The sequence below is a fragment of the Chryseobacterium sp. S90 genome, from assembly GCF_047444895.1.
Classification (GTDB): domain Bacteria; phylum Bacteroidota; class Bacteroidia; order Flavobacteriales; family Weeksellaceae; genus Chryseobacterium.
Genome location: NZ_JBLGCX010000002.1, coordinates 243,787 through 269,738, shown reverse-complemented (window position 1 = coordinate 269,738; position 25,952 = coordinate 243,787). Strand labels below are relative to the sequence as shown.

21 protein-coding genes and 1 tRNA gene are annotated in these 25,952 nt (G+C 35.6%); 10 read left to right on the top strand and 12 right to left on the bottom strand.

The window, feature by feature from the left end; genetic code table 11:
• Positions 1–12: 12 nt before the first annotated feature.
• From ACLMCG_RS08980 to tssD, 4 genes are all read right to left on the bottom strand, one after another.
• The gene (locus ACLMCG_RS08980; RefSeq protein WP_413960567.1) at positions 13–495 is read right to left on the bottom strand and encodes a hypothetical protein; all 483 of its coding nucleotides are present in this window, start codon (positions 493–495) and stop codon (positions 13–15) included.
• A gap of 45 nt (positions 496–540) precedes the next feature.
• On the bottom strand, positions 541–1,899 hold the full coding sequence (locus tag ACLMCG_RS08975; protein ID WP_413960568.1) for a DUF3289 family protein: 1,359 nt from the start codon (positions 1,897–1,899) through the stop codon (positions 541–543).
• 1 nt (position 1,900) lies between these two features.
• The gene (locus tag ACLMCG_RS08970) at positions 1,901–3,781 is read right to left on the bottom strand and encodes a type VI secretion system Vgr family protein (RefSeq protein WP_413960569.1); all 1,881 of its coding nucleotides are present in this window, start codon (positions 3,779–3,781) and stop codon (positions 1,901–1,903) included.
• A gap of 129 nt (positions 3,782–3,910) precedes the next feature.
• Complete coding sequence (tssD, locus tag ACLMCG_RS08965) at positions 3,911–4,315, bottom strand: type VI secretion system tube protein TssD (RefSeq protein ID WP_223599274.1); 405 nt, start codon at positions 4,313–4,315, stop codon at positions 3,911–3,913.
• 539 nt (positions 4,316–4,854) lie between these two features.
• Between tssD and ACLMCG_RS08960 the strand changes: the two genes are divergently transcribed.
• From ACLMCG_RS08960 to ACLMCG_RS08940, 5 genes are all read left to right on the top strand, one after another.
• Positions 4,855–4,927 (top strand) — tRNA-Phe (locus ACLMCG_RS08960).
• Positions 4,928–5,249: 322 nt separating this feature from the next.
• The gene (locus ACLMCG_RS08955) at positions 5,250–7,085 is read left to right on the top strand and encodes a hypothetical protein (protein WP_413960570.1); all 1,836 of its coding nucleotides are present in this window, start codon (positions 5,250–5,252) and stop codon (positions 7,083–7,085) included.
• Positions 7,086–7,110: 25 nt separating this feature from the next.
• Positions 7,111–7,686 carry a DUF6705 family protein gene (locus tag ACLMCG_RS08950; RefSeq protein ID WP_413960571.1) on the top strand — a complete coding sequence of 192 codons (576 nt, stop codon included), beginning with the start codon at positions 7,111–7,113 and terminating at the stop codon, positions 7,684–7,686.
• A 45-nt stretch (positions 7,687–7,731) separates the two neighbouring features.
• The gene (locus ACLMCG_RS08945; protein WP_413960572.1) at positions 7,732–8,298 is read left to right on the top strand and encodes a DUF6705 family protein; all 567 of its coding nucleotides are present in this window, start codon (positions 7,732–7,734) and stop codon (positions 8,296–8,298) included.
• A 45-nt stretch (positions 8,299–8,343) separates the two neighbouring features.
• On the top strand, positions 8,344–8,922 hold the full coding sequence (locus ACLMCG_RS08940; protein WP_413960573.1) for a hypothetical protein: 579 nt from the start codon (positions 8,344–8,346) through the stop codon (positions 8,920–8,922).
• A 273-nt stretch (positions 8,923–9,195) separates the two neighbouring features.
• Here the strand turns inward: ACLMCG_RS08940 and ACLMCG_RS08935 are convergent, their stop codons facing one another.
• The 7 genes from ACLMCG_RS08935 to ACLMCG_RS08905 all read right to left on the bottom strand — a co-directional run bounded on the left by ACLMCG_RS08935 (position 9,196) and on the right by ACLMCG_RS08905 (position 20,747).
• Positions 9,196–9,957 carry a LytR/AlgR family response regulator transcription factor gene (locus ACLMCG_RS08935; protein WP_413960574.1) on the bottom strand — a complete coding sequence of 254 codons (762 nt, stop codon included), beginning with the start codon at positions 9,955–9,957 and terminating at the stop codon, positions 9,196–9,198.
• A 79-nt stretch (positions 9,958–10,036) separates the two neighbouring features.
• A complete protein-coding gene (locus tag ACLMCG_RS08930) occupies positions 10,037–11,356 on the bottom strand; it encodes a RagB/SusD family nutrient uptake outer membrane protein (protein ID WP_413960575.1) in 1,320 nt (439 codons plus the stop codon).
• Positions 11,357–11,368: 12 nt separating this feature from the next.
• Entirely contained in the window at positions 11,369–14,701 is a 3,333-nt protein-coding gene (locus ACLMCG_RS08925) for a SusC/RagA family TonB-linked outer membrane protein (protein ID WP_223599271.1), read from the bottom strand.
• A gap of 6 nt (positions 14,702–14,707) precedes the next feature.
• Complete coding sequence (locus tag ACLMCG_RS08920; RefSeq protein WP_413960632.1) at positions 14,708–17,281, bottom strand: zinc-dependent metalloprotease; 2,574 nt, start codon at positions 17,279–17,281, stop codon at positions 14,708–14,710.
• 130 nt (positions 17,282–17,411) lie between these two features.
• Positions 17,412–18,995: a histidine kinase gene (locus ACLMCG_RS08915; protein ID WP_413960576.1), complete on the bottom strand. Its 1,584-nt coding sequence runs from the start codon at positions 18,993–18,995 to the stop codon at positions 17,412–17,414.
• Positions 18,996–19,214: 219 nt separating this feature from the next.
• Positions 19,215–19,781 carry a cysteine hydrolase family protein gene (locus ACLMCG_RS08910; RefSeq protein WP_413960577.1) on the bottom strand — a complete coding sequence of 189 codons (567 nt, stop codon included), beginning with the start codon at positions 19,779–19,781 and terminating at the stop codon, positions 19,215–19,217.
• A 21-nt stretch (positions 19,782–19,802) separates the two neighbouring features.
• On the bottom strand, positions 19,803–20,747 hold the full coding sequence (locus ACLMCG_RS08905; protein ID WP_413960578.1) for an alpha/beta hydrolase: 945 nt from the start codon (positions 20,745–20,747) through the stop codon (positions 19,803–19,805).
• Between the two features lie 143 nt (positions 20,748–20,890).
• On the opposite strand from ACLMCG_RS08905, the gene ACLMCG_RS08900 reads away from it, so the two are divergent.
• The 4 genes from ACLMCG_RS08900 to ACLMCG_RS08885 all read left to right on the top strand — a co-directional run bounded on the left by ACLMCG_RS08900 (position 20,891) and on the right by ACLMCG_RS08885 (position 23,467).
• Positions 20,891–21,250 carry a winged helix-turn-helix transcriptional regulator gene (locus ACLMCG_RS08900; protein WP_223599267.1) on the top strand — a complete coding sequence of 120 codons (360 nt, stop codon included), beginning with the start codon at positions 20,891–20,893 and terminating at the stop codon, positions 21,248–21,250.
• 182 nt (positions 21,251–21,432) lie between these two features.
• Entirely contained in the window at positions 21,433–22,608 is a 1,176-nt protein-coding gene (locus ACLMCG_RS08895) for a thioredoxin family protein (protein WP_413960579.1), read from the top strand.
• A 15-nt stretch (positions 22,609–22,623) separates the two neighbouring features.
• The gene (locus ACLMCG_RS08890; RefSeq protein WP_413960580.1) at positions 22,624–23,256 is read left to right on the top strand and encodes a DUF3575 domain-containing protein; all 633 of its coding nucleotides are present in this window, start codon (positions 22,624–22,626) and stop codon (positions 23,254–23,256) included.
• Positions 23,257–23,260: 4 nt separating this feature from the next.
• Positions 23,261–23,467: a hypothetical protein gene (locus tag ACLMCG_RS08885; protein ID WP_318846965.1), complete on the top strand. Its 207-nt coding sequence runs from the start codon at positions 23,261–23,263 to the stop codon at positions 23,465–23,467.
• Here the strand turns inward: ACLMCG_RS08885 and ACLMCG_RS08880 are convergent, their stop codons facing one another.
• On the bottom strand, positions 23,468–24,664 hold the full coding sequence (locus ACLMCG_RS08880; protein ID WP_413960581.1) for an exo-beta-N-acetylmuramidase NamZ domain-containing protein: 1,197 nt from the start codon (positions 24,662–24,664) through the stop codon (positions 23,468–23,470).
• 4 nt (positions 24,665–24,668) lie between these two features.
• Here ACLMCG_RS08880 and ACLMCG_RS08875 point away from each other — a divergent pair, with 4 nt between their 5' ends.
• On the top strand, positions 24,669–25,898 hold the full coding sequence (locus ACLMCG_RS08875) for an ABC transporter permease (protein ID WP_413960582.1): 1,230 nt from the start codon (positions 24,669–24,671) through the stop codon (positions 25,896–25,898).
• Positions 25,899–25,952: the final 54 nt, after the last annotated feature.

Genomic DNA, 25,952 nt, shown 5'->3' with positions numbered 1-25,952 from the left:
AAATAAAGCAGCTTATTCTGCACAGTTTTTATCTGATATAATCTCTTCCGGCAGGTTGTAGAGGTATATTTTCTCAACTGTACCTCGCCCACATTTACTTACCAGATAATTGGCTATATAATCTTGCTGGTAATGAGATATTTCTTCACCCAGCAACTCACCTGCACTTTCCTTGTTCGTTATAAAATATGAGGTATTATCCGTTTTTCTATAAAAAACAAAGTTGAGTGAAGAGATTTCGCGTTGTGTAAGAGATTTATTACTTTTCAATCTGTTTTCTACGTACCTTATAATATCTTTCTTCAGTATACTTTCGTTAGGTTCCGGATTATCTATGAGAATATAGTATGAAATCTTGACTGCATTTTTATAATAAGCATTGGTAAAAGTCATATGTTCAAGAGGAATAAAGTCATTCTTTTTCCTATCACAGCTCATAGCTATCAACAGAAAATATATAATGGCAATAATTCTTATAGATTGTAAATACTTCATTTTTATATGTATAATAATACCTGTAGTTGTAATGGTTATTCGTTCTTAATATTCTCCCGGCCTTCTCCTTCCCATATTGCGAAGATGATCTTCTTTTTCTTTTTGAGCTCTTCTTTTACTTTGGCGTTCAGCTTTGCCAATTGTAATACTTTCTTTAAAGGTTTTCTCAAATTCAACTTTAGTGATAAAAGGTTTGTACCCTCTGATATGCTGCAGAATAAACCAATATCTGAAACCAAGCAGATAGTAATATTTCTTTTCTATATCCGGCATATCCAATCCAAAGTGGTCATATAAAACAACTTTATACGTAGCATCGTAAGTGCCATTGCCTGATTTATTGAATTTTGTAAGCTGTACCTCATAGGCCCATGTATCATTCATACAAATGGTAAGACCTCCCATGAAGGTGTCTTTCATCGTTGAAAACTGCGGATGTCCCCATCCTCTTTTTCCAAACTTTCCGATCTCATCATCTGTAAAATGGATTTCATCATCTTCAATAGAGGCTACACTTCCATAGTTTTTCTTAATTCTGTCAGCAATTTCATCTTCCATGCTTAAGCAGAATCGTTGGTTTGAAGGATGCTGCAATACATGTTTTGTAAGCACAGGATTGGTATATTCACCACCTTCGCTTCTTTTAAATTTTTCAATCATATCAAAAGCGACAGTTTCCAGTTCGCCGACTGAAAAAAGGGTTCCTACCATGAGCTTGAACCCAGCCCATAGTTCTTCATCAGTCTTATCTCTTATCTCCGACTTGATCCAAACGCCTTTGCTTTCTACATCCTGAAGCGTATATCTTGAAGGGTATTGATTGGAAACACCCAGACCATAGCACATATCATCCGCCATATTCACTCCTTTCCTGTCTTTTCCTTTAATTTTAAACCTGTCAATGTAAAGAGGTAATGGATTGGTTATTTTGACTTCCACACTCACCTTGTCAATTGGAGTTTTAAAATAGGCGTAAACCCGCATATCATAACAGGGAAGCTTCACCTGTATTGTCTCCGTATTTCCGGTGATCGAAGAATAATCGAAAAAGAAAGGAATAGAAATTCCATTTATTTTCTCCTGCCATTGAAGCTTTTTATACTCACTTTTCGTTGCAGATCTGTTAAAGGTTGCTTTGAACCAATATTTTACGCCTTCTTTAGGTTTATCAATTTTCCCTCCGTTATCATCTAAGGGGCCTTCTACCTTTACAACCAGTAATGTATTGTCTTTTTTCGCCTGATATTCGTCAAATTTCTTCCCTCCTTTTTTCCCATAAAAAGTGTTTTCTTGAGGAGATTTAAAATCCAGAGTTCCTTTGGAAGCATCTTTCATAATATGTTCAGCTTCCTTGTAGGACTTCCCAAAGACATTTCTTACGATATTTCCGCCTTCGCCCGCCATATTACTGCATTTTTACCTGTTTACCACTGTTGATAAGCACTTCTTTGGCGCTCTCTACATTAATGGCCTCTTTTGTACTGATATAAGAGCCAGCTTCCATATTTTCCGTAATATTTTTAGCTGTAGATTTTCTGCCGGCTTCAGCCGTTTCAATAATATTACTTGCTGTCAGATTGTAATCATCATTGGCTGTTTCCGTGATATCTTCACCGGCCATAATATTGACATTTCTCTGCGCTGAAGCAATGATATTTTTACCTGCATTAATCTGCACATTTTCCCCGGCAGTGAAGGTTATATTTTTGGGAGCATTAACGATAATATTTCCTTTTCCATCCATTAAATAAGTATTTCCGCTTGGATCTTCAATGAAAATACTTCCTTCCTGATCGTTAAAGATCACTTTATTACCACTCCTTGTCTGAATAGATTTAAGATGGTTATTGATGCTTCCTCCCAATGCAACCTGCCCATGGAACATCCCTCCCATCGCAAACGGAAAATCGGGATGATGGTATTCAAATCCTACCATTACCTGATCTCCTACTTCGGGTATTGCTACAAAACCCCTATTTTGAGTAATAACATCTGTACCACCTGCATCCGGACTCATCATTCTGATAAAATGAGTTGTATCAGGATTTTTCTGCCAGTCAAATCTCACCTGTATTCTTCCCTGATTAAGTGGGTCTGTATTGGAAATAACGGTGGCAACCTGTGGTTCTGCTTTAGGTTCTATAAATTCAGGTTTTGGCATAAAGCCTGTCCCTTCAGCAATAGCTTCAAAGCTTCCTGTGTAATACCCCCGGGCATTTACTTCGTGAGAAACTTCGGTAATCGTAAGTTTTGTAAAATAAGAAGTCTGGCTGGTATCCGGCTTCCGCATTTCTATATCTGCAAGACAGCCAGGATATAAAAATGGAACGGTTGTATTTCCTGAAACAGTAAATACTTCTACAGCGGCGCTTCCGGCAGCACTTTTCTGAGAATCGCTCACATCCACAAACATATTGGCATTGATGGGCGCCGGAGAGAGTGAACGGGTTTTAAAGATATTGTTGTTCAGCTCATATGCTTTGGAAGGTATTTCCCCTAAATGTCTGATATTATTTTCAGAGCCTTCCATTTTAGTATGGCTGCTGCTGTTATATCCAAAAAACTGAGGATTGGTATGTACAGCATTCAGTTCTACCTGAACATCGCTTGCATTGCTTCCGTATACGAGACGAATCGGTTTTTCTGAGGGTGGAAGTTTTCCGAAATGAAGGACTTCACCATCATAATAAAACTGTTCCCCATACGCTTCTGCAGTTCTTGCAAGATAATTGTAATGGGTTTCGTTATATTGTGCACTATAATTGATATAGCTTTTATTCTGAGTATCTACTCTGAAATCAAATTTCTCTGACCCCAGTGCTTCTTTACATATTTTATTGGCAATGATTCCTGTATTAACAGCCTGATCTCCTCCAAAACTTTGAGTATGGGGAGCAGCATCCATGAGAATGGTTGGGCTATAACCTCTGAGTACAATATTTCCCAAACTCATTTTTTCCTGGCTGAACGCGGCTTTGGTAATGACCCCTACAAAAGTTCTTTCAGGGCTTTCACTTTCGTAATCTTTGTATTTAAAGACAATCGTAATCCTCTTTCCCAAAAACTGGCGCGCTTGTTCCAGGGTATGGTTTTGGGCTTCTCCAAGGGAATCATGGGCCAGAATAAGTTCAAAATTGTGATGTCTTCTGACACTTTGCTGTAAACGGAAATGCTTGAAGTGTTTGATAATTTTGCCTTCAATCACAATATCCAGCTTTACCACACGGTTGATTCCGGGAATATGATTCTCAGAAATCTTATCAGAATTCGAGGCATTTTTATTCATAGTGATTAGGTGTTTTTTTCAGAACTTTTTATTTAAAATAAACAGCTGTTCTATAAGGTTAAAAAAGGCAGAACAACATCCCTTGAACCGGTGTGCCATTCTGCCTGATCGTTTAAATTCTGAATACTATTAAGAAGGCCAAGCTCCGAAATAAGAAGAAGTTCCAAGGTCTATCTGTTCTGCACTTACCACAAAACTGATGTACATACTGTTCTCATCTACAGCATCGAAATCTACTTCATGCTGAATTACATAACCGTTATTCCACTTCAGTGTTGTTAAAGTTCCTTCTTCGTGAGATTTATTGAAAGTGATCTCACCTACTGTAGGCTTATATTTTCCGTTCAATAAACTTTCAAGAATGTCTGATTTTTCAGTAGCTTCTACCGTGATTTTAATAAGAGCATTGGAAGGATCTGATGCTACACGTCCTGATACGTCTGTAGATCTTGATACGCTGTAGTTAAGCTTTAATAACTTTTGTCCTTCACCGTTGTTGAATTTTAAAATTCCTCTTGAATTTCTTTCTGCCATGATTTGTAAATTTTAATGGTTAATATTTTATGATTTGTTTTTCTATATCACCAAATATAGATGTAATTACAAAACGTAAATAAGTTTTATTATTAAATTTTAAAAAGTGTCGTAATAATACGACTAACACTTGTTAGGCAAATTACATCCTACAAATCAGTTGTTTGACATTTACAGCTCTTTAAAATCGCAGTATTTTTTTGCTTGTTTAAGATATTTAAAACAGGGATTAAAATTTCTAAATTCATCAACAAAACAATATCTTCAGATAAATCGTAAAGAAGAACAGCAATTTTAGAACAGAAAATCAATTTCAGAATTGAAAAAATAGGGACAGAAGGACATGAAAAAATAAAAATCATAAAAAAATGAAAAAAATAAGATGAACAAAACCACTGATGAACAAAGCATTGGAACCTAAAACGAGCTATAGTAAAAGATTTCCTCAAAAAAATAAATCAAAAAACTTGCGCGGTATTATAAAATGTTATACTTTTGCATCACTTTAAAACAACGAAGTAATAAACGAAAACATAAATGGTTTCTTAGCTCAGTTGGTAGAGCAATGGATTGAAAATCCATGTGTCCCTGGTTCGATTCCTGGAGAAACCACTTCAAAACCTCTAATTTATTTTAGAGGTTTTTTTGTTGTTATATATTATAAAGATTACCTCCAATCTGTTTCTTTGTTAAAATATTTTTTCAGTTTTTGGGCTACTAGTTCAAATCTAACAAGCATATAAATTATTAAATTAATTACTTTTTCGTAAGTTCTATTGACAGCTAAATCTTAACAATAAAACGACAAGTTCTGTCGCTTTAACAATATATATTTGTATTATTAAACAACAAATCATTTGAATTATTGAGTGATTTAATGATTTTTATATCTTTGTCACCAAAAACTAAGTAACTTTTAAATATTATACAAATAATGAAAAATAAATTTATCTCGTGGTTATCATTACTGATAATCTTAACAATCCTTTTACATTCATGTCGGAGTGAAAATTTTCTAAACGATGAAAAGGCAGGAGAACAAAAATACAAGGTTTCCGTCCTCAACAAAGAGCAGATTAACACTGAAAAGCCACTATTAAAGGTGCTCTCACAGGTAAAATCTAAATTCAGATATAAAGCGAATGTTGGTATTGGTGGGAAATCTGCTCAGAATGATATTTTAGACGGAGCTATCATCGGAACAAATCAGGCTTTATTAGTTGAAAGTAACGGAGTAAAAACCTATACTTTCCCTGTATCCAGAACCTACCTTAGCCGTAAAACAGAAAACCTGGTTGTTAAGGAAAATGCAGACCACACTTTTTCTGGGGTTTTGATACAATATGATTTGACCAAAGAACAACAACAGAAATTCATTTCAGGAGAAATAACAGATATCAAGTCAAAGATATATATTTATGATATTGACAAATTAAATATCAATACTACGTCAAGAGTTCAGACCGATGTTGTAGGTTGCTATAAAATCACATGGGAAACGGGCTGGTGTTCAGCAGGGATACATCAAACTGGAAGCGACAATACCTGTACAGTAGGTGGCGCACCTGCTCCAATGATATTATCCATAGAAGAGACCTGCTCGCAAACAGGTGGTGGTAGTACTGGCGGAGGAACAGGTGACGGAGGACTAGGACAAATCGGAACAGGCGGAGTTATTGATTTAGGAGGGTATTATAACACTCTTCCGTTTGTTTCTTTAGGGTATCAGTATTATGAAACCGAAGACCCGCTTGACCCAAATTATGTTCACTACACCAATGTAGCCAATTATTTTCAATCATTAGGAGATACGTTAAATCAATTAAGAGTAACTAATCCAGATTTATTTTACTATTCTTTTTTTTATTTTAAAGAAAAAGGGATTACTATAAAAAGTAAATCTTTTATCACAGAACGTCTAACAGGATTAAATGCATGGTACGTGAAAGCCAATAGCAATCCTGAAGCTTCTGAAATGAATAATCAATACTTTCTGAACTGGGCTTTTGAATATTTGGTATTAAACCCCGATATTAAATGGCAGGATTTTTATAATGAATATCTTGCAACACCATGTGAAAAAACCAGCACAATGCTTAATAGACCCAATGTGCAACAAGGCATTACCAATGTAAAAGCACAGGCACAGCAAACTCTCAGCAATACAAACACAGGAGAAATTGGTTTTAAGGAGAAAAAAGACGGAACAGTGGTACCAGCAGATGTAAACTCAGCGCATCAAGTAGTATTTAATGATACAACCGATGGCTATGGAGGATACCATAATCATACAGCTACGGGAATACATATGGTTTCACCTCCTGATATCGTGGATACCTTATTTGGATTTGCGGCAGCACAAAGTGTAAATGATGGTGTGGGAAATGCTTATTTTGGGATGATAGCAGCAGAATCTTGTCCTACTACTATTTGCCCTGATGGTGTAAAATATATAAACTATGTAATACGCTATGCAGGAACAGGGACAGAATTAGGAAATTTTGTATATTCACCTACGAAAATGAAGCAATTCTTAATAGATTATCAAAAAAAAGAGGCTAAATTAACCAATACAAGCATTAGTGGAAATACTTACAGTAACAGTTCAGGTGATTTGAATGAAAAAGGATTAGAAAAATTGTTTTTTGATACTTTGACAAATATGGGACTTGACAACAAAGTACTCCTTCAACGTGTAGAGTCTAACGGAACAGTATATAATGTAACACAAGATAGTTCTGGTTCGATTATAACAACTCCTTGTCCTTAATACTAATCAAAATATAAATTTAAATATGAAAACAATATATAACAAAATAGCAGTAATTCTAATCTTATTTTTAAGTCTTATATCTTGCAAAGCACAACAAACATTTCCTTTAAATTCAGATTATGAAGAAATTCCACAAAACTCTTATCTAAAAGATTTAAACAATGAATTAACTCCCTATGTAGGAACTTATAAGACAAATTTTAATGGAAAAGAAATTATGCTTTTTATAACAAAACAGGAAGACAAACTAGAACAGAGTGCTCAAAAGAATTATTATATGGATGCTTTAATCGTAAAATATATTGTCAAAAACTCATCTGGAAATATCTTACAAGACACACAAAATGATACTTCATCTAAGATAGAATTGTATAGTATTGGAACAAAACCTACTAAAAATGAAATAATTTTTGTTTATTCTGGTACAAACTGCCATGTTGGATGGGGTAAAATAATATTAAAAAAAGTTAATGTAACTCAAATTTCTTGGGAATATCGCCCAAATGATATTACAACAACAGAAAGCAAATGCCCTTCCACTTTAGATACTACCATTTATCTTCCAGAAACAAAAGATTTAATATTTACAAAACAATAATTATAGAGACTGTCTTAATGGCAGTCTTTTTCACAATGATGAAATATGAAAACAATATATTTAAAAATTTTAATGATATGTTTAATGATTAACATATTATTATGTTCCGCACAAACTCTCCCTTTAAATACTCCATTCGCTAACATTCCCAATGGGGCATATGTAAAAGATATAAATAATGAATTAACACCTTACATAGGCACTTACAAAGGCAGTTTCGATGGTAAAGAAATCACATTGTTTATTTCTAAACAAGAAAATAAATTAGAGAAAAGTACTCAAAAAAACTATTATATGGACGCTTTAATAGTAAAGTACGTTGTTAAAAATTCTTCAGGAACAATTTTACAAGACACACAAAATAATAGCTCAGACATTGAATTTTATAGTTTTAAAATGAGACCTGCAAAAAATGCCTTGGAGTTTATTTATACAGGTACAAATTGTCATGTTGGATGGGGAGATGTTTATCTGAAAAAAATAAATTCTACTCAAATTTCTTGGGAATATAGACCTGATGATATTACAACAACAGAAAGTAAATGTCCCTCCACTTTGGATACAACCATATATCTACCAGAGACAAAAGATTTAATATTTACAAAACAATAATGATAGAGACTGTCTTAATGGCAGTCTTTTTCCCAATGATGAAATATGAAAACAATATATAAAATAGCTTTTGTCCTAACAATGTTGAATATTATATCTTGTAAAGCTCAACAGATATTTCCATTATTAACGTCAATAGATGATATTCCTAATTTATCACACTTAAAAGATACAAATAATGAATTTCAATCCTTTACAGGCACATACTCAACTTCATATAATGAAAATCAAATAACTCTCTATATTTCTAAAGAAAATGATAAGTTATTTGATTTTGGAGATAAACAAATTTATATAGATGCTCTCACCATACGCTACATTGTTAAAAATTCATTGGGGGTAATTCTCCAAGATACTAAAAATAAAGTATTTCAGGATGATTTATTACACACAATTCACAGTCAATGGGTTACAGAAAATGGAACTAAGGCATTATTTAACTATGCTGGTACAAACTGTCATGTTGGATGGGGTAAAATAATACTTAAAAAAGTTAATACTACACAACTTTCCTGGGAATATCGTCCAAATGATATTACAACCACAGAAAGTAAATGTCCTTCTACTTTGGATACTACCATTTACCTACCAGAGACAAAAGATTTGATTTTTACTAAACAGTAATCACGTTTAATATCTCTAATTAAAAAAATGATTGGTTTTACCATAACAGGTAAACCCAATATTCCTATTTTAAATAATTGAAATTAAAAAAAATAAATTCCTGGAGAAACCACTTCAAAACCTCTAATTTATTTTAGAGGTTTTTTTGTTATTATACTTTACCAGTTAAAAGAAAAATTAACACAAAGGACTTATTATTTTAAAGCTAAATTTTAAAGGAAGCAAAGATGGGAATCAATTCATTGATTCTCCTAAGTATACGTCTATCCGGTTTTACCTGTTCAGCCAGCTGAGACATTCTGCAATCTGTGTTTTACTGATAAAAACCTCAGCATTCACTTCCGGCTCCGGAGAAAGCCTAAGTTCTACTTTCTGACTGGAATGTTTGATAATTTCGGAAACAGACTCTTTGTTAATGATAAACTTGCGGTTTATTTTAAAAAAAATATCCGGGTTGAGCTTCTGAATAATATCTTTAATGGTATCATCATAGATATAGGTCTGATGATCTTTTGTAGTAAGGAAAAAGTATTTACCGGAAGCAAAAAAATACGCAGTGTTACGCTCGTCAATTGATTTAAGCTTATTGCCTTCTCTCACCATAAAACGTTTCATCAGCTCATCTTCTGCCTGGCGCAGTGAGGAAATTGATTTAAGCACCGGTTCCGGATCAAAATTGTTACGTATAGAAATAAACTTTTGTAAAGCATTATGCAAATCCTCTTCTTCAAAAGGTTTCAGAAGGTAATCAATAGTAAAATGCCTGAAGACTCTCATGGCATATTCATCAAATGCAGTAATGAAGATAATCGGGGTGAAAAGCTCTACATGCTCGAAGATTTCAAGGCTCATTCCATCACCAAGATGGATATCCATAAAGATAAGATCTGCCGAATCTTTCTCAAAAAAATCAATTGCCTGCTTTTTGGAACGAAGAATAACAGTCTCTGTAACAGGGACTATGCTCTGTGCATCTAAAAGATTTTTCAGATAATTCACAGCCAGCAGTTCATCTTCTATAATGGCAATTTTCATAACGATGCAAAAGTACAAAAAAACCGCTGAAACAATTAAGTTCAAGCGGTTTCATCTGTATTGAATTTGATATGAAGTTCTATAGATTAGGGTTATTCTTCTTCGCGCTCATTGGATATTCAATGGTATATCGCGGATCATTCTGCTGAAGAATATATTCCTTGCCACTAATGGTGTGGCTTATTTTTTTCTGATTTGCTCTTCTTAAGTCGAACCATCTCTGTCCTTCTAAAGCAAATTCTCTGAATCGTTCATCCAGGATAAAGTTCATAAATGCTGTAGAATCCATTGAGTTTACTGCATTTTGAACTGAAGTATATCCATCCGGAGTGTATCTGTTTTTTAATACTTTCAGAAGTGTTTCTTTAGCCTCTGCCAGTTTGTTTAGCTTTAATAATGCTTCAGATTTTATAAAGTACTGCTCTGCTGTTCTGAAAGACACTTTGAACTCTAAGCTTCCTCCTTTAATAACTTTATACTTACTACCATTTTTTTCAAAATACATGCCAAACCTTTTATCGGCAGGAGTATTGTATGAAGAAATCAATTCCGGAGATGCAAAAGATAAGACCTTTATAGAGTTATCCCAGGTATTGTCCAGCGCCATGATAGATTCCGGGGAAGCATAATGATTAGGCGGAGTATTTACTGTATTCAAATTGCTCAAATCACCTTTTACTGCCAGTACCTGATCTGCATAGTTTAAAGCTTTATTCCAGTCTCCTTCATACAAAGCTGTTCTTGCTTCAAAAGCCAGCAATGCTGTCTTTGAGAATCTGTAGTTTACTCCCAATGCCTGCGTTTGTTCTACCATCAGACCTTCAGCTTTTTTAATATCTGCATGAACCTGGTTGTAAACTTCTTGTACAGAAGATGGCTTCAATACCTCTTCCAGATCAATTTCAAGATTGATAGGAACTCCCTTGTCTGTAGAAGCTGTTGCACTGTTGTAAGGTTTTCCATATAAATTCACCAAATCAAAATACAGGTAAGCACGCAAAGCATACGCTTCTGCTAAAATCTGATTCTTTTCAGGAGAATCCTGCATTGTTTTGCTTCCTTCGTTGATGATCTGGTTCAGATAGAAGTTTACGGTATAAAAGCTTAACCAAGGAAGTTCTGCAGATGTAGAATCATAGTTTGAATCCTTCCACATCGCAATTTCACGATAAGAAATAAAATCTACTCCATTGTCATCAAGATTTGTCTCGTCAGTACGAAGGGCTACCAATGATTTGTGAACGGGATATTTTGAATAGGCTGATGTCAGTACTTTTCTATAATCTTCAGAGGTAACAGGAATAATTTTCCCTTCCGGCTGAATATCTAAAAACCTGTCGCATCCGATATTGATAAGACTGATTGCTATAAGCGCTATGATTGTTGTAATTTTTCTCATTTTTCTCAAGTTTTAAAAAGAAACATTAAATCCTACGGTCACCGACTTGGTGATAGGCTGTGCATAAATATTACCATACGTTTCCGGATCAAAATATCCGTTATATCCGTTGCTGAATACAAACAGGTTACGCCCTTCAACGCTTAGTCTCAGACTGGAAATCCCCATAGGATTGGTAAATTCTTTAGGCAGTGTATACCCTAAACGAATACTGCTTATTCTTATGTAGCTGATCTCTTTCGCCCATATATCAAGTAAATTGTATGCACTTGAACGGTTTCCGGCAAACCACTTGTTCGCCATCCATCCGTCCGGATTAGCATCCATATCAGGACTTGTAATTCCCGGAAGCGAACCTCCAGCTTCATAGATGTCTCTTGTATAATTTCTTCCTCTATCCAGATCCATCCCCCGGTAAGAAGGCGTTCTCATTACCGTCTGCTTCAGGTTGAATGTTGCAGAGATGGTAAGGTCAAAATTACTTACTTTAAATGTATTGATAATCCCTCCGGTAAACTTCGGATCTCTGTCTCCTACATAGGTAAACAGGCTTCTAAGCTCAGCGTTTGAAAGTTTAGTATCTACAAGCTGCCCTGGAAGGAAATCTGCATACACATCATATAATTTAAAGAATTCTACTGCTGAAATCTTTTGGTCTCCTTTCCAAAACAATGGGTTTCCATGCTCGTCCATTCCTGCGGTTTTTAATGCAAAAACAGCATTTACAGGCAGACCTTCTCTTGAAGGAAGGAAAGCATTGTCACGAGGCTGCTCACTCAGTACTCTACTCTTGTTGTGAGCAAAGTTGATGGTAGTTGTCCACTTGAAATTATCATGATTAATGTTTCTGGTAGACAATGCCAGTTCAAAACCTTTATTGGTCAAACTTCCCCAGTTCATCATTGTATATTCGAATCCTGTTTCAAGAGGAGTTTCTTTCATACTGATCATATCCGTTCCTTTTCTGCTGTAAACATCAGCGGTAAGGCTTACACGGTTGTTGAACAATCCTAAATCAAGACCAACGTTGCTGTTGGTTGTTTTTTCCCATCTCAATTTATCGTTTGGAGGGCTGATAACATTGATAACTCCTTCTTTTACACCTGGAAGAATCGTTGCATCATTGTATTCACCAATAAAGAATGGCGATGTGTTTCTGTCGATATTTCCCTGAAGACCATAAGATGCTCTTAGTCTAAGGTTAGACACCGCAGCAATATTTTTCATGAAGTCTTCCTTCGTCACCAGCCATGATCCTGAAACCGCCCATATTGGAAGGTATTTATATTTTTTATTCACCCCGAAAAGGTTGGTACCGTCATATCTCACACTTCCGAAGAATGTATATTTCTGATCGTAGGTATAAGATGCTGTAGCAAACATAGAAGCATAAGCATTCTCTATAGGAGCTGCCTCACGGTAGGTTTCATATCTTTTATCTGCTGCAAAACCTGAATTCGGGAAAACGATTGCCGTGGCTCTTCTTGTTTTTGGATCGTATCCGAAAGCTCTGGTAATAGTAGTATTATCTTCTGTTTTACGGATTTCCGTTCCTGCCATCAAATCAATCTCGTGCTTGGAATTGATTTTCGTGCTATATGCAGCCTGTAATTTCCAGTTGTACTGAAAGAAATCGTTATCCCAGTTTTGTTTTACAGCACCCGCCGGTAGAAAGTAATTGTATTTACCATCTTTATAATAACGGGTATTTTCTTTCATTTTTCTGGTGAAGTATGTATTCTCCGCAGCAAATTTCTCTGTTTTATTGGTATCATACTGAAGACCTAACTGAGAGGTAAATCTTAAACTTTTTGAAGCTTTATATTCTAAATCTAAAATCGCTTTCAAAGAGTTATTTTTCAAAGAATAGTTTGTATTTTCTCTTTCTTCAAGGAAATTGAAAGGAATATAACGATCCTCAAAACCATCTATATCTTTATCGTAATTATAGCTTCCGTCTGCATTGAAAGGCTTCATGTAAGGATTAGCGTTTCTGGAATAATTAACAGGGTTGATGGAAGCATCAGCATCCGTTACAAAAGATTCACGCTCACTCTGTGTTCCGAAAATAGAGATTCCTGCATTTAACTTATCGCTTAATTTGTAATTGTTTTTTAAAGTAAGGTTATAACGCTTAAAACCCGTACCGATAGTTGTTCCTTCTTCATCATAGTATCCCAGGGAGAAATAGTAATCTGCACGGTCACTTCCTCCGGAAACACTTAATCCGTATTGTTTGTTGATGGCATTTCTGTATAACAGTTTACCCCAATCTGTATTGTTGTTTCTTAAACTATTTATTTGTTGGCGTGTGAATGAATTCAGCGCATCAAAACCACCGTTTCTGAAAGCATCAAGCTGGCTGTTCTGAGTCAGAATTCTCATCACTTCCCCTTTATCTGCACGGTAAGTAAGATCTGCACGCTTGGCAAGCATCAATTCCAGATCTACTTTTTCGGAAGCGTTTAAAAGATTTAGTTTCCCAAAATCAGGACGTGAAGTAACGAAAGTATCTGCTGAGAAGTTCAGTTTTAAACTTCCTTTCTTACCTTTTTTCGTAGTAATGGAAATTACTCCATTTGCCGCTCTTGCCCCGTAAATTGCGGTTGCTGCTGCATCTTTAAGGATCGTAATATCTTCAATATCGTTAGGGTTCAATCCTGCGATAGAGAAGTTCTGAAGCTGGTCAATATTGTCCTTATCGGTAAAATTGGGAACATCATTTCCTTCTAATGGAAGGCCGTCAATTACCCATAGCGGATCCTGAGGACCGGAAAGAGAAGCTGTACCTCTGATTCTAATCTTTGCAGGACTCCCCGGAGCTCCGGTTTCAGGAGTTACTGCCACACCTGCAATCTGCCCTGCCAGCATCTGGTCTACACTGGCAACACCAGCCTGAGTGATGTTATCCATTTTCACTGTAGAAACCGCTGAGGTCTGCTTACGTTTTTCAATTTTCTGGTAACCGGTGATGATTACTTCCTGGATTTTATTTTTGTCTGTAACTTCAGAAGTCAGCCTTATTGTATAGCTAGTCTGCCCTTCATTCAACTGAATTACTCGGGATTCGTAACCCGGATAGCTTACTGATACAGATTTGGTATCAGCAGGAATTTCCAATATAAATTTTCCGTCCTTATCGGTCACTGTACCTACTGATACACTTTCAATAATTCCTTCTAATTCCGTTTTTGTAGAGACAGATTGCGTCTCAATTTTTATAGATGCACCGGTAATAACCTGAGAAGTATTTCCGTCTTCTATTTTTCCGGTGATGGTTTTCTTTTGCTGGGCCATTGCTATATTAGCAGCCAAAAGAGGTAAAAGTATTAGAGTTTTTTTCATTGCCGTTTATTTGTTTAAAGCCTCTTCTATACGAATGATTAAATCTGTGTAATGCGCTCTGGAAGCATCATCACCTCTGTATCTTGTTCTGTTCAGTAAGTCCAGAACCTTCTGAAGTTCCGCCCTTTTGTAAGTAGTGACTTCAGATACTCTTTTCATGGATGAATAATTAATATTCCTAAGACCATGATCATCTTCATGGAAATTACAGATGGTCGGGATGTTCAGATTATCATCGACTTTCAATCCTTTTACCGCTGTTTTTTCAAATAATTTATTCACCGAAACAATCAGGGCATCTACATAGTTTTTCTGAGTCATTTTTTCAAGCATCGTCAGGCTTCCTTTTTTGCTAAAAATGGCCGTTCTTACCTGATCAAATAATTTCTCAACGGTGTAGATTTCTTCTTTTGAACCAGACATCTGATGTTTCAGCTCATTTTCAAGTAACCTCAACAATCGGTCATCCATAAACAGGGAATAGATATTCGCATACTGCATTCCTCTTGCCATGGTATACGGTGTCTGCTCGAATGGCCCCATTGGTGAATCTTTAACCGGGTATGTTTTTTCTGTAATCGGATTAAAGAATAACCATTCCGGAAGGTTGATCGCATTTTTAACAAGATAATCAACAGCTCTTGTCTGTATTTCAGCAGGAACGGCTTCGTAAGCTTTCTTTTTATTGCCAAAAACCGTATTATTCAGATAAATTCCTCCAACATTTGCCATCACATGACCTGTATACAGATCCCATTGTCCGATAGCTCCCATATACAGTTTCCCGGCATCCGTATATTCTTTACCATCTTCATACGTCCATTTTAAAAGATTGTTGACAACCACTTTCAGGTTTTTCATCCCATACTCGCTGGCTTTCATCGCATCATCTCCTAAATCTTCAGACTGCGAACGCGGATCGATAGTTTCCAGGTAGCTCTGCTGCTCACCATAGAAATACATCGGATCATCCTCATGTTTTTCAATTAAGTTTCTCAGTGCTTTTTTCTCAACAAATTCATCAGGATACCAACGGTAACCCCAATCTATAGCATATTTGTCGTAAAGACCAATTTTCGGAGTGATGGCTGTAACCCCATCTTCGGGTTGAGCTACATAATTGTAACGTGCATAATCCATAATGGAAGGTGCTGTACCACCCATTTTGTCTGTAAATTCTTTTGAACGAAGCGACTCTACAGGGAAGGCAAATGATGCTCCCATATTGTGCTTCAGTCCGAAAGTGTGCCCTACCTCATGAGATGAAACAAAACGTATTGCCTCACCCATGTGCTCATCACTGAATTTATTTCCTCTCGCTTTCGGGTCGATAGGCCCTGTCTGAATTCTCATCCAATCATGAAGAGAAGTCATTACATTGTGCCACCAGATAATATCTGCCTCGATAATTTCTCCACTTCTTGGATCTACTACAGAGGGTCCCATTGCATTTGACTTTGGCGAAGCGGCGTAAGTAATCACAGAATATCTTACATCATCAATATCAAAATCTTCATCTTTTTCATCCGGCATTTTCGCAATCACTGCATTTTTGAATCCTGCCTGCTCAAACGCCGCCTGCCAGTCATGTACTCCGGCAATGATTTTCTCACGCCATTGTTTTGGGGTAGCCGGATCGATATAATAAACGATCGGTTTCTTAGGTTCTACCAGCTCACCTCTTAAATATTTTTCTTTATCTTCATCTTTGGGTTCAAGATTCCATTTGGTAATGAAAAACTTTTCATCCATTTTCTGCTGGTTGTCATTAAACGACCAGTGCTTTTCGGAGAAAAATCCTACTCTTGAATCTGCAACTCTCGGTTTCATCGGTATTTTAGAAAGAAGCACAAGATTCGTGGTAACACCAAGAGTTACCGGCAGATCTACCCCACCTTCATTTACAGAAGTAGACAATTGAGACTTCACCACAAGGTTCTTAGGAAAAGTTTTCACACCTTCTATATAAGAAAGACTTGATTTCACAGATCCTCCCAATCCTACATTCGCTAAAACATCATTGAAGCTCTTTTGATTACCATCAAAAACTTTATTGACTTTAATAGCTACGGCTGTAGAATCACTGTTTTGTGCTTCAATATCAAAGACTTCAATTACAGATTCTGAAAAGTTGTCTTTCACAGATTTTGTAATGGCATCATTTTTTGGGGATGATACTTTAGGAACCACCGTTTTTACCCATACTTTTTTCGCTACGGGATCACGATGAAAAGAGATGACCTTATTTTCATAATTCATTCCTTTGTTCAAACCTGCCTCATTCACCTGCATGGGTACCTGAGAGAGTTTGTTCACCACCAAAAACTGACGTCCCATCAAGCTGTCAGGAATTTCAAAATAAATATCCGTTTTTACCTGAATCGTATTAAAAAGTCCTTTTTTATAGGTTCCTTTTTTAATCAGATCTTCAATTTTTTTTGTTTTCTTGGAGGAAGAAGTTTCTGTCTTATCCGTTTTTTCTTTGTTGACCTTTACCGTATCTTTATCTTTTTTCTGTGCTATTGCCATTGGTGAAGCCATAGCAAGGCCAAGATACAGTGCCAGCCTGTAATTCTTCATTAAAATAGTCCGATTCATTCCAAATAGTAAATATCTTAGTTTCAGTAAGCAAAGCTATAGGTATCGCGAATCATATATATAATATTAGGGAGTGAATGGTGATTTTTCGGGAGTGAATGGATTTTTATTTTCACTTCAATAAAGGCAAAAAACATATGAAATATTCACCATCTACAGAAATATGAAGAAGATTATTTTTAAAATACTCATAAATTTGATTCAAATAATCAATTCCGAATTTCTCACCCTGCACCGGTTCACTTTTTGGCTGCCAGGTATTCTTTACAGTGATACCTTCCTCATCCACAATAATGATAATTTCCAGAGGCTGATCTATCGTTGCAATATTATGTTTGGTGGCATTTTCCGTTACAATCTGAAGGGATAAATACGGAATTCTTTTTTCCAGACTTTCCGGAGCATTAATAATCAGTTCAAACTTCATCTCTTCATCAAACCTGCTTTTCAGAAGTTCCATATACTGCTGTATAAATTTGATTTCCTGCGAAACAGGAACTATATTCTCTTTCGGAGGAACTATAAGATACCTGTAAATCTTAGACAGATTCATGGTAAACTTCTGTGCATTTTCTTTATTGATACCAATCAGCATATAAAGAGAGTTCAGAGAATTAAAAAGAAAGTGTGGATTAATGTTATTCTTAAGCTGCTGAAGCTGGTTGATCACTTCTGCTTTGTGCATCTTTTCGTTTTCTACTAACAGTAAATTCTTTTCAGACTGTATTTTTTCTTTTTCCTGATAAGCCAGATTTGCAGATCGCTGAAATAAAATAAAAACAGTGACAATAAGGAATAAAGCTGCGAGAAAAATATAGACCGTGTAGGTTTTTATCTTGCTGATATTTTCATCAATAATGAAATTAACATGGTTCACCACGGTATATCCATCAAAATTATCTGTTTTTAATGGCTTTATGAAACGGGTTACCTCAACCCCAAGATATTCCGAAACAGCTGTTCCTTTAGTATACCCCGCTTCAGTTATACCAGATAATGTATCTTTAGGCTTAATATCTGTAAAATCAAAAATATTCTTTCCGATGTATTTCTTCTCAGGATGGGTAATACAAATTCCTTCTTTAGTAAAAACATAAGCGTAGGTATTGGAGCTTTTGTCTACATTGATAAAGTATTGATGAAGATCATCAAGGCTTACGGTAGAGCCATAATAGAGCTTGTTTTTATCAGGCAGTACCAGAGAATCATAGCTCACCCAATACATACTGTCTTTTTTAGTGATCAAAAGATCCCTGAAATGCCCGGGCCCGTTATTTTTTAAAACAATAGTTTTCTCTTGATGACCTGTTTTTTTGAAAATATCGGATAATGGATTATTACTTTCTGTTTTTCCGGAAGCTGTATTTTCGTAATAATACCAGCTGTAAGGCAGCAGATTTCTTTTTTTGTTTAAATCATTTAAAACCAAAGAATAATCTTTGTAATTCTTCAGTCCATCTTTCTGAATCAATGCACGAAGCAGATATTGATAATCCTCAATATTCCTGAATTCATGCTCTATGGATTCATATTTACGAAAGAAAGTTTTCTTTGCAAAATCATCGGTATTTTTACGGCTGTCTTCTGTGATCAAAAGACTCAAAACTGCAAATGCTGCCACTGCAATCAGGCAGGCAGACAGAACAGCGATGTAAATGGATTTTTGGGATAATGCGTGTTTAAAATTAATAGTCAAGTTTCTCTAAATTGTTGTTCTCCTACATATAAATTATTCGTTTGCAAAGGTATAACAAAGATTCCAGTACCGTAAAGTGAATTATTTATATCTTTGAAACTGGTAATGGACCAGTTTATTTGGGAACCCAAACATGTATTTTCAGCTATTTATTTCAAAAACATAAAAAAACTACCAAAAAGATGGCAGTTTCAATGTATTCAGATTCTGATTTTTTTTCTACAACTTTCTTAATAATTCTTCAGTATTCATAATCGTGGCAAATTCTTCACTCAGATTGGCTAATGCCATGAGATGAACCAATTCTGCTTCATACTTTTCTCCATGTATCCCTACTCTGTCAAAAGCTGCCGTAGCATCAGAAATCACATAGGTTTCAAATCCAAAATTTCCCGCCATTCTTGCTGTAGTGGAAACACAATGATTGGTCGTAATTCCCAGAACCACCAGTGTATCTAATTTCTGAAAATCTAATTTTTCTTTCAAATCAGTTCCAATAAAAGCACTGTTTACATTTTTTGTAATAATAGATTCATTATTTTGTGGCAAGACATGGTCATTGAATTCAAATCCAGGATCAGACTCATGCAGTTTAGATTGAAGATTTGTTGAGCTGTGTCGGATGTGAAATATTGGCAAACTCAAGCTTCTCCATGCTTCCAGTATTTCTCCGCTTAATTTTTCTGCTTCTTTATTATTTCTGTTTCCTCCCCAATAGCTCTCATCAAGAAATCCTTTTTGAACATCAATAAGAATCAATGCTGGTTTTTTATCTCGTAATTTCATCTGTTTTTATTTTATACATCATTATTTGAAAAGTCTGTTCATAAGAAACTCATTATATTCATCTTTCATAGGAGAATCAAAGAGATCGAATACATGCAGCGCACCGGGAATTACCCATAATTCTGTTTTCACTCCTGCTTTATATAAGAGCTGAGCATATTCTACATCTTCATCTCTTAAAGGATCCAACTCACAGGCAACAATGGTAGTTTGCGGTAACCCGGAAAAATTATTGAAACACGTAAGATCCGAATATTGAATGCTTTTATCTTTATTTTCTTCGCCCAGAAAATGCAGCCACGCTGTCTCTGCATAGTTTTTATTCCATAATGGAATATCCGTAAACTCTTCCATTGAAGGAGTATTCAGCCTGTTGTGAATCACAGGATATAGTAAGAACTGATGTTCTATATTTTTAATATGATGGTCTGCTGCCATTTGGGTTACAGATGCTGCCAGATGCCCACCTGCACTTGCCCCGAAAATAGTAATACGATCAGAATTAATCCCCAGCTCTGACTCACCGTGTCTTATAATCCATTGTAAAGCATCAAAACCATCTAAAACAGGAATAGAAAACCGATATTGAGGAGCCAGCCTGTAATCAACGGAAATAATGATTGCTTTCAGTCTATCTGAAATTTCAAACATCTGGTCATCCACCTGCTCCGGTAATCCGAAAACATACCCTCCTCCATGAAAGTAAAGGAGAACCCTTTCCCGGTTGAAACCTTCAGGTTGATAAACATGAAGTCTTATCTCGTATCCATCTTCTGAACTTGGTATAAAAATATCCCGTATAGTAATATGATCCGGTTTTTTGAAAGGATGGGCTTTCGTAAATTCGTTTCTTTCCTGTTGAATAATTTCCGGAGCACTCAAAAATAAATTTTCATCAATTTCCAACGAATAAGGAACATTTTCAATGCTATTTTTTAAATTACTGTTAATTCTATTAAAATTCATATCATCCTAAATATTTTATTCTACATGAGTGATAAAACCACTTTCCGACAGGATATTTCCTGTTTTTATTTGTAAATTTAACCTATCAACATCCTCCTTTCCAAGTGTACAAATGATTGTCTGGAACGAACAAAAATGTAAGTATGAGTATTAAAGAATCATCCACCAATAATGAAAATAAGAAAACACTGGAATACAGCTGTTCTGAAATATATGCTGTGAATCTCATCAGCGGCCGCTGGATTCTTTCCATCTGTTACCACCTTAAACATGGGAAACTAAGATTTTTTGAACTGAAAGATAAAATCCACAATATTTCTGAAAGAATGCTTACCCTGCAGTTGAAAAAAATGGAGCAGGAAGAGCTCATTACCAAGAAAGTATATGCAGAAGTGCCCATAAAAGTAGAATATGAGCTTACAGAAATTGGTAAAAAACTGATTCCGGTTTTGGATCATCTGGAAGTATGGGGTAACGAGCATAAAAAAGTGAAGAAGAAATAAGCTAAATTCTCACTACTTTTTTAAAGAAAAAACCTAAAGAACAACTCTTATTTTATACACAAACCGAAATGCAGAAAAGCAGGTGTAAGTCTTAAAGTTAGTTAATATCGTTGTTCAGACCACAGATTCAGCATGCTATATTTTTAAAATTAATTATCTTCGCCTACAAATCTTATTTGAAAATGAAGAAGATCATCTCCGGGATATCTATTTTTTGTGCCATCGCTATTTCTGCTCAGGAAGCTATCCAGTTTCAGGAGCTGCCATTCAAAGATATTATTGCCAAAGCCAAGAAAGAAAAGAAATTGGTTTTTATTGACGCATATGCTTCATGGTGTGGTCCATGTAAAATGATGGAGAAAAATGTTTTCACCCAGAAATCTGTGAGTGATTATTACAATACCAATTTCATCAATGCAAGATTTGATATGGAAAAAGGAGAAGGCAGAGACATCGCTTCTAAATTTGGCGTACGTTCCTATCCTACTTATCTTTTCCTGAACGGCGAAGGAGAACTTGTTTCCAGAAATACCGGTTATATGGAAGAGAGCATGTTTGTGGCTATGGCTCAGGATATCAATTCACCAGGAAATAAAAAAGGGTCACTGAAAGATCGTTTTGCCAGTGGTGATAAGGATCCGGAATTCCTGACCAATATTATGAAGCTGAACGCCAACACAGATTATGACTTTGCCAAAAAGGCTTCCGAAAGATATTTTCAGAATAAAAAGAAAACTGAGGAACTTACAAAAGATGAAATCGGCTTTCTTCTCTATTTCGTAAAGTCATCAGAAGACACCAATTATACTGTTTTCGCATCCAGAAAAGCAGAGATCATTAAATTTCTTCCTGAAGAAACCTACAACGAGTTTGATGCTCAGCTGAAATTAGGAAAAATAGTAGAACAGTCTATTGATGATAAAAACAAAAAGATTAACGATGACTATTTTTTAAAGACGGCTGAACCATTGGTAGGAAAAGAAGCTGCTCTTAAAAAACTGAATCAGACCAAACTGAGCTATTATGAGCAGAACAGTAATTTCCCTGAATATGAAAAAGCGGCTTTAGACTATTATAAAAATTCTGATTTATTTGATCCTAATGAACTTTTAAGAGCCGCATGGGTATTTGCAGATCATGTGAAGAACCCATCTTCATTAAAGAAAGCTACTGAATGGGCAGAAAAATCTGTCATGAGAAGTGAAACTTCAGAAAACACTTATATTCTTGCCAAACTTTATAATCTTACAGGAAATAAAGAGATGGCAAAAAACTATGCTGAAATGTCTAAAAATATAGCAGTTCAAGGCAATAAGGATTCTCAATTAGCAGATGAATTATTAAAGCAAATAAAATAAAATATTACATACCGGATGAAATATAAATTATTAGCAGCAGGCATTTTAGCTTTCCTGTCAGCAACTACATTGAGTGCTCAGGAACAGGAACAAGGAGGACAGGATAAAAGTTTATACATAAAAGGAAATGCTTTATTTGCTCCGATAGGAATTTTAAACCTGGGAATAGAAAAACAAATCAGCCCAAAATATACCCTGCAGGGAGATGTTTTCATTTCACCATGGAAGTCTTTCTCAGGACATGAATTACAGTTTTATTCTGTATCTGCAGAAGGAAGATACTATTTTAATGAAGCATTTAAGCACTGGTATGTAGGAGCCAACATAGGTTTTGCGGCCTACAATGCTTCAAAATGGAATTACTGGAATGACGATACTTTTGAAAACTGGAATGGAGAAACTCTCCGCAACTCTAATCTGTATCAAAGAGGATTCTCTGTTATGCTGGGGGTTACAGCAGGATATCAATTCCAGTTATCTGAACGATGGAACCTTGACATTTACGGAACAGTCGGAACATCACAAGGATTTTATAAGGGATATGACCGTACCACAGGAAGACGTTATGATCGTGCAGAAAAATTCAATAAAAGCGGTGAAATCATCCCATACAGAGGAGGAGTAATGATTTCTTATAAATTAAAATAAGACCATGAAGCTATTCGGAAAAAATCATATTATCATTTTAGTGATCACTTTTGTGATCCTTTTTTTAATGAATTATATCGGAAATGATCTGCCTGACAAATTGCAAAGAGCTTTATTAACTGCTTTTGCAGGAGTTGTTGGATTAACGATCGGGCTCTTTATATTAAATAAGGGCAAAAATGATAAAAATCCGCCTCAAAATTTTGATTAATTAATCTTCATATACTACATACCGGGTTCTGATCTTTTCGAAACTTTCCAGATCTGTTTTCCAGGAATTTTTAATTTCCTGAATTGATTTTCCATCAATGATCTGTTTTCTGAAATTATCAGTTCCGGACAGGGTATCAAACCAAAGATTTTTAAGGAAGAAATCCTGCTGTGGATTTTTATAATTCTGATATGCTTTGATGACCCATTCAAGATTGAGTTCTCTTAAGTCTTTAGGATATTCTGAAAGGTTTTCGCCATAACACAGTTTTCCGTTCAGGAATGGATCTTTAGCACCATAGCTTGGCTTTGGTGTAAACTGGTAAGGAAGATTTTCCGTCCATGGAGAACCATAAATCTGGAAAGGAAGATCTGTTCCTCTTCCTACAGAAACCTGAGTACCTTCAAAAAAACACAGACTTGGATATAAATTGATTGCTTTATCATTCGGTAAATTCGGAGAAGGTTTATCTAGCATCGGATAGCGTTGCTTTTTATGATAATTCTTCATCTGAATAAGGGTATATTTAGCCTGAACACCATTTTTCAGCCATTTTTCTCCATTTACCATTTTTCCATACTCTCCTATTGTAAGCCCGTAAACCACAGGAACTTCATGCATTCCTACAAAACTTGCCCATTTTTTCCTCAATACAGGTCCGTCAGTATATCCATCATGCGGATTGGGACGATCCAATACCATGATCTCAACATTATTTTCAGCACCTGCTTCCATCAGATAAGACAGAGTGGAAATATAGGTATAGAATCTCACCCCAACATCCTGGATATCAAATACAACAATATCAATTCCAGCCAGCTGCTCCGGCTTTGGCTTTTTATTATTTCCATATAGCGAAACAATCGGGATTCCTGTTTTTATGTCTACACCATTTTTCACTTTTGCACCCGCATCAGCATCTCCTCTGAAACCATGTTCCGGAGCAAAAATTGACTTGATCTTTATTCCGTTTTTTACCAGAAAATCTACCAGATGAGTTTTGTCACTCATCAAACCCGTCTGGTTGGTTACTACTCCTATCGTCTTATCTTTTAAGAGTGGTAAATACATTTCAGGCTGGTCTGCCCCGGTTTTAAAATCCGATTGAACTTGAGTCTGAGAATAATATTGATTGAATACTCCTAAAAAAATTAGGCAAATCAGAAGTAAATTTTTAATTTTGAAATCTAAATTCATAAGCTTGAAATTTCCTTTATATTTCTCTAGAAAAATAGCATTTTCCAAAGATAACAAAAATAACCTTTCAAGGGTTATCATCTTCATTGGCAGGCTTTCCGTAGCATTGGGGATTATTGTTTCCTTAATTACTGTGGCCACCGGTTTTGGTTCAAAAAAAGCTATCAAAGAGAGGCTGGCAGATTTCAGCGGACATATTACCGTAAGATCAACGCGCTCAAATTCTTCTTATAATACTTCCGTACTTGATAATCAGGGACTCAATATTGCAAAAATAAAAGAACTTCCGGATGTGGAAAGCACTCAGAAGTATGTGACGGTTACCGGAATTATGCGTAATGAACACAATTTTGCGGGAATTATATTTAAGGGGATCGGAAAAGATTTTGACAGTTTACGATTTAAAAAATTCCTTATCGCCGGTACTACTCCAAAAGTTACTGAAAAAGGCTTCAACAATGACGTTGCTATTTCGCAAAAAGTAGCCAATGACCTTCACCTTAAAGTAAATGACAGTATTGTTACGGTATTCTTAAAAGCTGATCAAAAACCACTTTACCGTAAATTCAGAGTGATCGGAATTTACAGAACTGATATCAAGCTCATTGACGAACAATTTGTTATTGGCGGTATTAATCATGCAAGAAAAATTCAGGATATGAAACCTGATGAAATTGGTGGAATAGATATCTTCCTGAAGGATGTAAATGATATCGACAAAGATTTTCCCGGCATTGAAAAGTTGATCGGCTATAAAAACTACGCTGAAAAAGCGACTGAGAAATTCCCGCAGATCACGGACTGGATCAGTATTTTTGATACCAACATTGCTTTAATCATCATCATCATGCTGATTGTAGTGGTTATCAATATCATCATGGTTCTTCTGATCCTTATTATTGAAAGAACAAATTCTATTGGCCTTCTTAAAACATTAGGCGCAAGCAATTCACAGATAAGAGCTACCTTCATCAATTATACCCTGATTATTATGATTCCGGGACTTTTATATGGAAACGCTATCGGATTGGGACTTATTCTAATCCAGAAATTCTTTGGAGTCATAAAGCTTAACCCTGAAAACTATTATGTAAGTACGGTTCCGGTAGACCTTAATCCTATCGCAATTATTTCTATCTCATTGGGAATTCTTCTTATTTCAGGATTAGCCTTAATTATTCCGAGCTACCTGATCAGTAAGATCTCACCTGTGAAGGTTATTAAGTATAACTAAATTGATAATTGATAATTGATAATTGATAATTGATAATTGAAAGTTATTCGTTGT

Excerpts from the sequence above, each read along its gene's own strand:
- ACLMCG_RS08980 (WP_413960567.1), bottom strand. The coding sequence starts at position 495 with ATGAAGTATTTACAATCTATAAGAATTATTGCCATTATATATTTTCTG.
- ACLMCG_RS08975 (WP_413960568.1), bottom strand. The coding sequence starts at position 1,899 with ATGGCGGGCGAAGGCGGAAATATCGTAAGAAATGTCTTTGGGAAGTCC.
- ACLMCG_RS08970 (WP_413960569.1), bottom strand. The coding sequence starts at position 3,781 with ATGAATAAAAATGCCTCGAATTCTGATAAGATTTCTGAGAATCATATT.
- tssD (WP_223599274.1), bottom strand. The coding sequence starts at position 4,315 with ATGGCAGAAAGAAATTCAAGAGGAATTTTAAAATTCAACAACGGTGAA.
- ACLMCG_RS08955 (WP_413960570.1), top strand. The coding sequence starts at position 5,250 with ATGAAAAATAAATTTATCTCGTGGTTATCATTACTGATAATCTTAACA.
- ACLMCG_RS08950 (WP_413960571.1), top strand. The coding sequence starts at position 7,111 with ATGAAAACAATATATAACAAAATAGCAGTAATTCTAATCTTATTTTTA.
- ACLMCG_RS08945 (WP_413960572.1), top strand. The coding sequence starts at position 7,732 with ATGAAAACAATATATTTAAAAATTTTAATGATATGTTTAATGATTAAC.
- ACLMCG_RS08940 (WP_413960573.1), top strand. The coding sequence starts at position 8,344 with ATGAAAACAATATATAAAATAGCTTTTGTCCTAACAATGTTGAATATT.
- ACLMCG_RS08935 (WP_413960574.1), bottom strand. The coding sequence starts at position 9,957 with ATGAAAATTGCCATTATAGAAGATGAACTGCTGGCTGTGAATTATCTG.
- ACLMCG_RS08930 (WP_413960575.1), bottom strand. The coding sequence starts at position 11,356 with ATGAGAAAAATTACAACAATCATAGCGCTTATAGCAATCAGTCTTATC.
- ACLMCG_RS08925 (WP_223599271.1), bottom strand. The coding sequence starts at position 14,701 with ATGAAAAAAACTCTAATACTTTTACCTCTTTTGGCTGCTAATATAGCA.
- ACLMCG_RS08920 (WP_413960632.1), bottom strand. The coding sequence starts at position 17,281 with ATGAAGAATTACAGGCTGGCACTGTATCTTGGCCTTGCTATGGCTTCA.
- ACLMCG_RS08910 (WP_413960577.1), bottom strand. The coding sequence starts at position 19,781 with ATGAAATTACGAGATAAAAAACCAGCATTGATTCTTATTGATGTTCAA.
- ACLMCG_RS08905 (WP_413960578.1), bottom strand. The coding sequence starts at position 20,747 with ATGAATTTTAATAGAATTAACAGTAATTTAAAAAATAGCATTGAAAAT.
- ACLMCG_RS08900 (WP_223599267.1), top strand. The coding sequence starts at position 20,891 with ATGAGTATTAAAGAATCATCCACCAATAATGAAAATAAGAAAACACTG.
- ACLMCG_RS08895 (WP_413960579.1), top strand. The coding sequence starts at position 21,433 with ATGAAGAAGATCATCTCCGGGATATCTATTTTTTGTGCCATCGCTATT.
- ACLMCG_RS08890 (WP_413960580.1), top strand. The coding sequence starts at position 22,624 with ATGAAATATAAATTATTAGCAGCAGGCATTTTAGCTTTCCTGTCAGCA.
- ACLMCG_RS08885 (WP_318846965.1), top strand. The coding sequence starts at position 23,261 with ATGAAGCTATTCGGAAAAAATCATATTATCATTTTAGTGATCACTTTT.
- ACLMCG_RS08880 (WP_413960581.1), bottom strand. The coding sequence starts at position 24,664 with ATGAATTTAGATTTCAAAATTAAAAATTTACTTCTGATTTGCCTAATT.